General features: G+C 66.7%; 6 protein-coding genes. 5 read left to right on the forward strand and 1 reads right to left on the reverse strand.

The window, feature by feature from the left end:
- Positions 1-70 precede the first annotated feature (70 nt).
- Complete coding sequence (locus F8E02_RS10405) at positions 71-2,548, reverse strand: Orn/Lys/Arg family decarboxylase (protein WP_317065473.1); 2,478 nt, start codon at positions 2,546-2,548, stop codon at positions 71-73.
- A 181-nt stretch (positions 2,549-2,729) separates the two neighbouring features.
- Between F8E02_RS10405 and F8E02_RS10410 the strand changes: the two genes are divergently transcribed.
- Genes F8E02_RS10410 through malQ form a run of 5 tightly spaced genes read left to right on the forward strand, consistent with a single transcriptional unit; the run spans position 2,730 to position 11,170 of the window.
- The gene (locus tag F8E02_RS10410) at positions 2,730-4,184 is read left to right on the forward strand and encodes an alpha-amylase (protein ID WP_394357929.1); all 1,455 of its coding nucleotides are present in this window, start codon (positions 2,730-2,732) and stop codon (positions 4,182-4,184) included.
- On the forward strand, positions 4,166-5,323 hold the full coding sequence (locus F8E02_RS10415; protein WP_317065477.1) for a glycosyltransferase family 4 protein: 1,158 nt from the start codon (positions 4,166-4,168) through the stop codon (positions 5,321-5,323). Before F8E02_RS10410 ends, F8E02_RS10415 begins: the two co-directional genes overlap by 19 nt.
- Positions 5,324-5,346: 23 nt before the next feature.
- Positions 5,347-7,278, forward strand: coding sequence for a 1,4-alpha-glucan branching protein GlgB (gene glgB, locus F8E02_RS10420; RefSeq protein ID WP_317065478.1), 1,932 nt, complete (start codon positions 5,347-5,349; stop codon positions 7,276-7,278).
- Positions 7,279-7,281: 3 nt separating this feature from the next.
- Positions 7,282-9,660, forward strand: a complete 2,379-nt coding sequence (locus F8E02_RS10425) for a DUF3536 domain-containing protein (RefSeq protein WP_317065480.1) — start codon at positions 7,282-7,284, stop codon at positions 9,658-9,660.
- Positions 9,661-9,673: 13 nt separating this feature from the next.
- A complete protein-coding gene (gene malQ, locus F8E02_RS10430) occupies positions 9,674-11,170 on the forward strand; it encodes a 4-alpha-glucanotransferase (RefSeq protein ID WP_317065481.1) in 1,497 nt (498 codons plus the stop codon).
- Positions 11,171-11,306 lie beyond the last annotated feature (136 nt).

Here is an 11,306-nt window from a genome sequence, read left to right on the forward strand (position 1 = left end):
GGCCGCCCTCTGTACCGGGAGATTTTCGCCTCGCTCGTCCGCGGCAGGGTGCACGGGCGACGGCCGGCCGTCACTCCAGAACACAGTAGACGTAGTATACCCGGCGCCCGTCCCTCGTCACGACGTCCGTCCCGTGCACCTCGTTCTCGAATCCCGGAAAGAGGTTGTCGAACTCCTGCAGGGAGACGAGGAACTCGACGATCCCCCGCGTGGCCGGCCCGCACCGCTCCCCCGGCATGATGACGGGAATACCGGGCGGGTAGGGCACGACCATCACCGCGACGGTCTTCCCCTCGAGCTCGCCCGCGGGCACCGGCGTCACCTCGCCCCGCACCAGGCGGCGGTAGGCCTCCGCCGGCGTCATCACCGGTTCCGGCAGCGCCGCGCAGATCTTCCGCATGACGTCTGCGATCGGCCGTTCCCGGAGATAATCGTGCATCTCCCGGCAGAGGTCGGCGATGCCCCGCCCGGCATACCGGGCGGGGTGCTCCCGCACGAGATCGGGGAAGACCTCCTCGAGCGGGCTGTTGCCGTCGTAGAGCGCCTTGAACCGGAAGAGCTCCGCGAGCAGCGTGCCGGATTTACCTTTCGTGATACCGAGCGTGAAGAGGACCAGAAACGAGTAGTACCCGGTCTTCTCGACGACGATCCCGTTCTCCCGGAGGTACTTCGTGACGACGGCCGCCGGTATCCCCCACTCCTCCATCCCACCCCCCGGGCTGATGCCGGGGGTGAGGATCGTCACCTTGATGGGGTCGAGCATGGCGTAACCCTCCTCGATGCCGCAAAAACCGTGCCACGCATCGTGGGGGTCCAGGAGCCAGCAGCCGGCGTTGTCGAGGAGGAGCCGGTCGTCCGCCTCCTCTGGAGACATCTCGGTCTCCCGGTCCGTGATGCAGTCGGGCTGCCAGACCGTGAACCACCAGCAGTCCTCCCCGGACGGGGAACCGGCCCGGATCTCCTCCGCCACCGCCACCATCTTCTTTCTGAAGACGATCGCCTCCTCGATCGCCTCCTCGACCAGGAACCTCCCCGAATGCCCGGCCATCATCTTGGTCGCGACGTCGAGCGAGGCCACGATGGTGTACTGGGGGGAGGTCGAGGTGAGCATCATGAACGCCTCGTTGAACCGCGGGTGGTCGACGGGCCCCCGGCCCTGCCTGACGTGAAGCATCGAGCCCTGCGAGAAGGCGGCGAGGACCTTATGGGTCGACTGGGTGGCAAAGACCGTCGGGCCGACCTCGTCTCTTGCGTGCATCCCGAACCGGCCGGCATAGAGCGGGTGGAACCGGGCGTAGCCGAACCAGGCCTCGTCGTAGTGGAGGTACGGGACACGGCCGCGGAGGTGCTCCTCGACCATCTCGGTGCTGTAGCAGATCCCGTCATACGTGGAGTTCGTGATCGCGGCCATCCGGACCGCCTGCGACGCAGGGTCCGGAACGAGCGGGCATGCCCGGATCTTCTCCGCGATCACCTCCGGGCGGAGTTCGCGGCTCATGATGGGGCCGATGATCCCGTACCCGTTCCGGGACGGGATGAGGTAGACGGGGACGGCGCCGGTCATGATGATCGCGTGCATCACGGACGCATGGCAGTTCCGGTCCACGAGGACGATGTCGCCGGGAGTGACCGTCCCGAGCCAGACAATCTTGTTCGCGGCCGAGGTGCCGCCGGTGACGAAGTAGGTCCGGTTCGCCCCGAAGACCTCCGCGGCCTTCCGCTCCGCCTCGCCGACGACACCGGAGTGGTCGAGGAGCGAACCGAGTTCCGGCACCGAGACAGAGAGATCGGCCCTGAGCGCGTTCTCGCCGAAGAAGTTGTAGAAGATCCGGCCGGCGGCGCTCTTGAGGAAGGCGACGCCGCCCATATGCCCCGGCGTGTGCCAGGAGTAGCGGTACTCCTCGACGTAGTCCATCATCCCCCTGAAGAACGGCGGAAGGACGTCGGCGAGGTAGTCCTGCGCCGCGCGCTTGATATGGCCGGCGATGAAACCGGGGGTGTCCTCGAGCTTCCAGATGTAGCCGTCGATCCGGGATATGACGCCGAGGGGTATCGCGGAGATCGCCAGTTTCTCCGTATTCAGAAAGATCGGGATTTTGGGGTTCCGTTCCCTGATGAGGGTGATGACGTCTGCGGCAGTCCGCATCCCGTCCGCGGCCTCCGGCGTGAGTTCCCAGTCGATGATGATGCAGCTCGCATGCGGGTGCGAGAGGAACGCGTGAACGCCGTCGCGGGCGGTCAGCGCCTCGATGACGGAAAAATCGTCACCTTTTAGTTCTTTCACTATCTCCCGCGACGCCCGGCCCTCTGCGGTATCCGAGTGCAGCTCGTCGTCGATGATGATGACAGGAAACTCGTCCAGATGATCCATGCGGCCACGCCCCTCCAGAAGGAGATCTCCCGGACGTCCCTCTTGTAACTTGCGGTCCGGGAGCAGGATGCGAACCTCTCGGCCGGACTCAAACGGCGTCACCCCGAAGATCCCGCCGGGTGACGGTCCGGGAACGGTCTTCGTGCAGATCCGCGCCGTCTCAAAGACCGGGACCATGCTGCACCGGCGGGCGAGCGCGACGACGGCGGAACGCTCCCTTCCGCACCGGGATCGCCGCGATCGTCACCGGAGTCGCATTCCGGGGGTTGAAGGTAGAACAGGCACTTTTGAGCCGTTCAAGGTCGCCAGATACTCCGCGTTGACGACATTTATATACGGGAACGGCCATCTACCACGGATGACAGGCGAGGGCTCAAATCCACCAAAGGTCTGCCTGGGATTCGATATTCACTATCCCTGTTATCTCAATCCCGGGTTCAGGCCAGGTATGGTAAAGGGAAAGCGAAACGTAAGAGACAGTTACTTCAACCCGCATATGAAGGAAGATCTCGGAGGGGTCATCGAGCGCTCCTTTACGCCGGCGACGGAGATCCTCCTCGACCTCCTCGACGGCGGGCTTGCCTGTTCCTTCAGCATCTCCGGGGCGGTCGTGGAGCACCTTGAGGAGTGGTACCCCGAGACGCTCGGACTTCTCTCCCGTGCGGCCACTCACCGGAACGCCGAGGTCCTCGCCCAGACCTACTATCACAGCGTTGCCGGGCAGTTTACGGACCTGCAGGAGTTCGAGGCCGAACTCCTCATGCACCGCGACCTGATGAAAGAGCACTTCTCAGTCGTGCCGACGACGTTTGCACATACCGATTACCCCATCACCCCCGCCACCGCGGAGATGCTCATGGAATCCGGGATCCGGGCGGCCGTCGTCGAGGGGAGCAACGGTATCGCTGCAGAGATCGAGCAAAACCACGTCTACACCTACCTCGGCCTCCCGGTCCTCGTCACCCACTGCGACCTCGCCGACGACATCGCCGTGCGGTTCCCCTGGAGAGGGTGGGACAAATGGCCGCTGATGGCCGACCGGTACGCGGAGTGGCTCTCCGTATCCCCCGGCGACTGCATCACCCTCTTCCTCGACTACCGCGTCTTCGGGGACGCCATCGGCCCCGAGACCGGTATCCTCGAGTTCCTGCGGACGCTCCCGTCCGCCCTCGCCGGGCAGGGGATAGAGACCGTCCGCCCGGCGGATGCCGCGGCACTCCCGCCGCACGGGGAGATCGAGGTGGGTGACAGAACCCCGGGCCCCGAGGCCCTGCAGAGGACCATCATGCAGCAGTCCGCCCTCGAGGCGCTCGAGGGAGCCGGCGGCCTGGTTACAGACCGGGATACCTGGCGCTGCCTTCTCGAGACGGACCACATCCGCCGGATGGCCATGCGCTCGGCCTCGTGCGGGAGGCCGCTCCACGCCGTCAGCCACCAGGCGACCCACGACCACTTCGCCTCCTTCATGCGGATCCTCTCGGACTTCGAGGAGCGGTCCGCGACCAGCGCACGGTCCCCGAAAGCCGTCCTCTCGCTCCGCTGCGTCCCGCCCGAGAAGGCGTTCTACTTCTCGTCGCACGAGCGGCCCGCCGGATACGCCGCCCACAGCCTGCAGGAGCTCGTGAACATGCTCGAGTTCGCCCCCGACGACGTCATCCGCTACCACGTCGAGCGCGAGGACTTCTCCCGCTGGATCGATCTCGTCATCGGCGATACGAAACTTGCCGGGAAGATTCAGGGCACCTCCGACCGCAACGAACTCCGCTCGACGATACAGAAAAGGATCGACAAACTATGGAAACGCTTAAGATAGCATTCTTCTGCTGGGAGTCGCTTGGCTCCACGTTCAAGGTGGGCGGTCTCGCCCCGGCGACGACCCACCTCGCCGAGAATATGGCCCGGAAGGGGCACGAGGTCCATTTCTTCACGCGAGGAGACGGGCCCGGCGATGCCCTGATCGACGGCGTCCACTACCACTACTGCCTGCCGTTCGGCGACAATATCGTCGATTACTGCAGGACCATGAGCAACATGCTCGTGGACGCCTTCCGCGCTCACGACACCCCGCCGTTCGATATCCTCCACTTCCACGACTGGCACCTCGTCGAGGCGATGCACCTCCTCCGCGACAAAAACACCGTCCTCTCCTATCACTCCACCGAGTACGGGCGGCACGGAGGGAACTTCGGCGGCTGGTGGGAGTTCCAGGAGATCTCTGGCAAGGAGTGGTACGGGGGCTACATCGCGAAAGCGGTCACGACGGTCTCGAACTCGACGAAGACGGAGGTGATGTGGCTCTACAACGTCCCCGGGTGGAAAGTAACCGTCATCCCGAACGGGATCGACCCCGACGCCTACCGCATCCCGGTCGACCCCGGCGAGGTGAAGAAACACTACGGCATCCATCCCCTTGCACCCGTCGTCCTCTTCGTCGGGCGCCTCACCTACCAGAAGGGGGCCGACCTCCTGCTCCAGGCCATACCCCGGATCCTCGCCAAACGCTGGGACGTGCAGTTTCTCTTCGCGGGCACCGGCGACATGCGCGGCTACCTGGAGAGTGCGGCAAACGGTCTTCCCGTGCAGTTCCTCGGCTACGTCGCGGACGAGGAGCATAACCGGCTCCTGAACGCCTGCGACCTCGTCGTCATCCCGAGCCGGAACGAGCCGTTCGGGCTCGTCCTGACGGAGGCCTGGAGCGCGGAGCGTTGCGTCGTCGCGACCGAAGTCGGGGGACTTGCCGAGAACATCGACAACTACGTGAACGGGATCAAGGTCCCCGTCCGGCCGGACTCGATCGCCTGGGGGATCTGCCACCTCATCGACGACCCTGCCTACATGCAGAGGCTGGGAAGAGCCGGCCGGAGAAAGGTTCTGGAGAAGTTCAGGTGGAGCGTCGTCACCGAACGGATGCTCGGCGTCTACGAGAAACTTCTCTCCGGCGGCCCGCGGTGACGGCGCCCGGGAGGGATGAGAGCGTGCAACAGACCTTACCCGACATCACGAAGACCGGGAGCCTCCTCACCGAGTACGACGTCTACCTCTTCCGGCAGGGGAACCACGCCCGCCTGTACGAGAGGCTGGGGTCGCACCCCGCGATCGCCGACGGCATCCGGGGGACGTACTTCGCGGTCTGGGCGCCAAACGCGGCGGAGGTCTCGGTCGTCGGGGATTTCAACGAGTGGAAGGCAGGCAACCACCCCCTCTCGATCCGGAGCGACGACTCCGGGATCTGGGAAGGATTCATCCCGGAGATCGGCCACGGGACGATCTACAAGTACCACATCAGGAGCAGGTACGGTGACTACCGCGTGGAGAAGGGCGACCCGTTCGCGTACACCTGGGAGGTCCCTCCAAAGACCGCGTCGGTCGTCTGGGACCTCTCATACGCCTGGCGGGACCGGGCCTGGATACGGTGCCGGGAAGAGGCAAACACCCCCGACGCCCCGATATCGGTCTACGAGGTGCACGCAGGGTCGTGGCGGAAGGTGCCGGCGGAGGAGAACCGGTCCCTGAACTACAGAGAGCTCGCGGCCGAACTCGCCGACTACCTGATCGAGACGGGGTTCACGCACGTCGAGTTCCTCCCCGTCATGGAGCACCCGTTCTACGCTTCCTGGGGCTACCAGACGCTCGGCTACTTCGCCCCTACGAGCAGGTACGGCACCCCCCAGGACTTCATGCACCTCGTCGAGCGCCTCCACCAGCGCGGGATAGGAGTGATCCTCGACTGGGTGCCGTCGCACTTCCCCTCCGACGGCTACGGCCTCTCCTACTTCGACGGCACCTACCTCTACGAGCACGCCCTCCCCGGCAGGCGCTACCACCCGGAGTGGAAGAGTTACGTCTTCAACCTGGGAAGAAACGAGGTCCGGTCGTTCCTCACGAGCAGCGCCATCTTCTGGCTCGAGCGGTATCATGCGGACGGCCTCAGAGTCGATGCGGTCTCCTCGATGCTCTACCTCGACTATGCGCGGAGTGCGGGGGAGTGGACGCCGAACGTCCACGGCGGGAGGGAGAATCTCGAGGCGGTGGGGTTCCTCCGGAAGGTGAACGAGACGGTCCACGCGAACTACCCCGACGTCCTCGTCATCGCCGAGGAGGCGACCTCCTGGCCGGGGGTGACCGCGCCGACCGCGACCGGGGGGCTCGGGTTCGACCTGAAGTGGAACATGGGCTGGATGCACGATACGCTCGACTACTTCGTGCTCGACCCGGTCTTCCGGAAGTATCGGCCCGACTTCCTGACGTTCAGCATATGGTACGCGTTCTCCGAGCGCTACGTCCTCCCCCTCTCCCACGACGAGGTCGTCCACGAGAAGGGTTCGCTCATCGGGAAGATGCCCGGTGACGACTGGCGGAAACGGGCGAACCTCCGCCTCCTGTACGGGTATATGTTCACGCACCCGGGGAAGAAACTCCTCTTCATGGGCGGGGAGTTCGGGCAGCGGTCGGAGTGGAGCCACGACGCCGGGCTGGAGTGGCACCTCCTGCGGCATCCTTCCCACCAGGGGATCTTCCGGTGGGTCGCCGACTTAAACCACCTCTACCGGCGGGAGCCCGCCCTCCACGAGCGGGACGCCGAGCAGGAGGGGTTCGAGTGGGTCGACTTCTCCGACGTCGAGAAGAGCATCGTCAGTTACCTGCGGCGGGGGCGGTCGGCCGACGAGGTCGTCCTGGTCGCCTGCAACTGCACCCCGGTGCCGCGCTACGGCTACCGGGTCGGCGTCCCGTTCGGCGGGTTCTGGAAGGAGGCGCTCAACAGCGACGCGACCGAGTACGGCGGGAGCGGCGTCGGGAACCTCGGCGGGGTGGAGGCGGAGCAGGTCCCGGCCCACGGCCGGCCGTGGTCGCTCCCGCTCACCCTGCCCCCGCTCGGGACGGTCATCCTTCTTCCCGAGGGGGCGTGACCGATGAGGCGCGCCGTCTGCATCCACGGCCACTTCTACCAGCCGCCGCGGGAGAACCCCTGGACCGGGGAGGTCGAGGTCCAGCGGTCCGTGGCGCCGGATCACGACTGGAATGAGCGGGTGGCCGCGGAATGTTACGGACCGAACACCGCCGCACGCATCCTTGACCCGGAGGGGCTGATCGAGGAGGTCGTGAACACCTATTCACGGATCAGCTTCACCGCCGCGCCGACGCTCCTTGCCTGGCTGGAGCAACACCGCCCGGCGGTCTACCGCGCGATCCTCGATGCAGACCGGGAGAGCCGGGTACGCTACGCCGGCCACGGATCGGCGATCGCCTGCTGCTACAACCACCTCATCATGCCGTTTGCGACCCGCGAGGAGAAGCGGATTCAGGTCGCCTGGGGAGTCCGCGACTTTGCGGCGCGGTTCGGCCGGGAGCCCGAGGGGATGTGGCTCCCGGAGACGGCGGTCGATATCGAGTCCCTGGACCTGATGGCGGAGGCAGGGATCCGGTTCACGGTCCTCGCCCCCCACCAGGCGGGCCGGGTGCGGGCGATCGGGGGAGGAGCCTGGACGGACGTCTCCGGCGGCCGGGTCGATACGACCTCACCCTACCTCTGCCGCCTCCCCTCCGGGCGGAGCATCGCAGTCTTCTTCTACGACGGGGCTATCGCCCGCGACGTCGCGTTCGGCGACCTCCTCGCCGACGGGCGGCGCTTCGCCGAACGGCTGACCGGAGCGTTCTCCCCGGGAGAGGAGCGCCCTGAACTCGTGCACATCGCGACCGATGGGGAGACCTACGGCCACCACCGGAAGTTCGGGGAGATGGCGCTTGCCTACTGCCTCCGCGCCGTCGAGGCACGCCAGGACGTCCGACTCACGGTCTACGGCGAGTACCTCGACGCCCACCCGCCCACGCACGAGGCCGCCGTCCCGGAGGGAACGTCGTGGAGCTGCCTCCACGGCCTCGAGCGCTGGCGGGGGGAGTGCGGGTGCAGAAGCGGAACGCACCCGGACTGGTCGCAGGCGTGGCGCGAGCCGCTCCGGGAGGCGGTCGTCATGGTCCGCGACGCCCTCGCTCCCCGGTCCGCGGAGGCGCTCGCGGCCCTCGTCCGTGACCCCGGAGCGGCCCACGAGGACGCTGTCGGCCTCGTCCTTTCCCGGTGGTCCGACGAGGCCGCGGCGGCGTTCTTCGCGCGGCATGCGAGGGCCGGCATCGCCCCCGAAGAGCAACGGCGGCTCCTCTCGCTCCTCGAGATGGAGCGGCAGATGATGCTGATGCAGACGAGCTGCGGCTGGTTCTTCGACGACATCACGGAGCCGGGGAGCGTCCAGGTGATGCGGCACGCGTCCCGCACGATGGACCTTGCCCGGCAGGCGCTCGGCCTCGACCTCGAGCCGGCGTTCATCGCCATCCTCCGCCGTGCGCAGCCGAACGATCCGGCGTATCCGACCGGCGCGGACGCTTATGAGACCTTTGTCCGGCCGGCGGCGGCCGACCTCGCACGGATCGGGGCCGGGGCCGCCCTCTACGCCCTCTTCGACCTCGAGCACCCTGCGGCCGCGTCGGGGATGTATGCCGTCCGCGGCGACTGGCAGTACCGGTCGGAGACCGATGGCCGGCGGAGCCTTCTCGGGACCGTCCGGGTGCGGTGCCGGGCGACCGGGGAGGAGGCGCTCTTCGACGCGACCGCGTCCTTTGCCGGGATGGACCGGGTTGCCTTCGGCATCCGCGAATCCCACGGCGAGGAGGGGCTCCGGGCGGTGTGGGAGACGATGGTGGACGCCGACCCGACTGGAACTTTTTCACGGGTCTACACGGCAGCAGACCTCTCCGACGAGGAGCGGTGGGCGATCGCACGAGCGCTCGCTCCCTCCATCGGGTCGGCCGTCTGCGCCGTCTACCGCGATGTGGCAGCGCTGATCGGGGTGCTTGAGGATCTCCGGATCCCCGTGCCGGGGAGCGCCGCGCTCCTCGGAGAACACGCCGACACGGTGCGGCTGCTCTCGATGCTCGATCGCGGGTGCCCCGACCCGGACCGCTTCCTGGCGCTCGCAGGGGAGATACGGGCGGAGGGGGGGAGACCGGATCCGGTGGCCCTCGGTGAGGCGGCGAGCAGGCGGATCGAAGGCTCTCTCCGCGAAGCGGCCGCCCGACCGGAGGACCCGGAGCCGCTTGAGGAGATCGTCCGTGTTTTTCGGTGTGCAAAGGTATTTGCGCTCCCGCTCACCTTATGGGAGAGCCAGAACCTCTGCATCGCGATGCGCGGGCGGTATGCCGGGATGCAGGAGCAGGCTGGCCGGGGTGACCGGAATGCGGAGCGATGGGCGGAAGCCTTCAGGAGAGCGGCGGCATGTCTTGGCGTGAGGGTGACGTAAGGAGGGGTGGGGCATGAACAGGCGGGGCAGCGGGGTTCTCCTGCACATCACGTCCCTGCCGTCGGCATACGGGATCGGCGACCTGGGACCCGCGGCGCACCGGTTCGCGGATCTTCTCAGCCATGCCGGACAGCGCTACTGGCAGATCCTTCCCTTCAACCCGACATGCCCGGCGTTCGGCAACTCGCCCTACCAGAGCACCTCGGCGTTTGCCGGAAACACCTGGCTCATCAGCCCCGAGCAGATGGTCGCAGACGATCTCCTCGCCCCGGAGGAGATCGCGAACCCGCCGGAGTTCCCGGAGGACCGGGTCGATTACCAGGCGGTCCTCGACTACAAGAACGGCCTCTTCGATAAGGCGTTTGAGCGGTTCAAAGAGGACGGCCCGGATTTCCGCTACAGGGAGTTCGCAGCCGAGAATACGTCGTGGCTCAACGACTACGCCATCTTCGTCGCCCTCAAGGCGGAGTTCTCGGGGAAGGCCTGGGGCGACTGGCCGGCCGGGATCCGGGACCGGCACGAGGAGGCGCTCCGGAAGTACGGTGCCGAGCTTGCCGACCGGATCCTCCGGGAGAAGTTCCTCCAGCACGTCTTCGACCGCCAGTGGCGGGCGCTGAAAGGCCACTGCCGCGCCCGCCATCTCCAGATCATCGGGGATATCCCGATCTACCTCACCTACGACAGCGTCGACGTCTGGGCGAACCCGGGGCTCTTCAAACTCGACGACCAGAAGAAGCCGGCGGCCATCTCGGGGGTTCCCCCGGATGCGTTCAGCGAGACCGGGCAGCTCTGGGGAAACCCGGTCTACAACTGGGATGCGCACCGGGAGAGTGGGTTTGCGTGGTGGGAGAGCCGGATCGACCGCACCCTCACCCTCGTCGACCGGCTGCGCCTCGACCATTTCCGGGGGTTCGCGCAGTTCTGGGAGGTCCCGGCCGGCGAGGAGACCGCACGGAACGGGCGCTGGGTCGACGCGCCCGGCTGGGAGCTCTTCACCATGCTTACCCGGAGCAGGTCGTGCCTCCCGTTCATCGCCGAGGATCTCGGCTACATCACCTCCGACGTCCACGAGCTGATGGGCCACTTCGGGTTTCCGGGGATGAAGATCCTGACCTTCGGCTTCTACGGCGACGTCGCAACAAATCCCCACGCGCCCCACAACATCACGAAGAGCTGCGTCGCCTATACGGGGACGCACGACAACAACACGGTCCGGGGATGGTTCGAGCACGAGACCTCCAGCGACCAGAAGGACCTCGTCTTCCGCTATATCGGGGGGCCGGTGAGCGCCGACCAGATACACCGGATCCTGATCCGTCTCGCGATGCTCTCCCCCGCCGACACCGTCATCGTCCCGATGCAGGACATCCTCGGCCTCGGCGAGGAGGCGCGGATGAACCGGCCGGGAACGACGGAGGGGAACTGGGAGTGGCGGCTCCGGCCGGAGCAGACAGGAGAGGAGGTCACGCGGGAGTTCGCCGAGGTGACGGGGATCTACGGGAGGAGGTGAGGGGGCGCACCCCTCGTTTCCACCGCACCGACCGCCGTCGCGCCGGCACCCCTGCAGCAGCAGTCCGGGAGGCTCCCGGTCCCGGAAGAGGATGGAACTCTCCGGTTCGGGGCATCTGCCGGGCGCCCGGCATGCT

The sequence above is a fragment of the Methanoculleus caldifontis genome (genome assembly GCF_032842345.1).
Lineage (GTDB): Archaea > Halobacteriota > Methanomicrobia > Methanomicrobiales > Methanoculleaceae > Methanoculleus > Methanoculleus caldifontis.

Coding starts and splice junctions, on each gene's coding strand:
- F8E02_RS10405 (WP_317065473.1), bottom strand. CDS start 2,548: ATGGTCCCGGTCTTTGAGACGGCGCGGATCTGCACGAAGACCGTTCCC.
- F8E02_RS10410 (WP_394357929.1), top strand. CDS start 2,730: ATGACAGGCGAGGGCTCAAATCCACCAAAGGTCTGCCTGGGATTCGAT.
- F8E02_RS10415 (WP_317065477.1), top strand. CDS start 4,166: ATGGAAACGCTTAAGATAGCATTCTTCTGCTGGGAGTCGCTTGGCTCC.
- F8E02_RS10425 (WP_317065480.1), top strand. CDS start 7,282: ATGAGGCGCGCCGTCTGCATCCACGGCCACTTCTACCAGCCGCCGCGG.
- malQ (WP_317065481.1), top strand. CDS start 9,674: ATGAACAGGCGGGGCAGCGGGGTTCTCCTGCACATCACGTCCCTGCCG.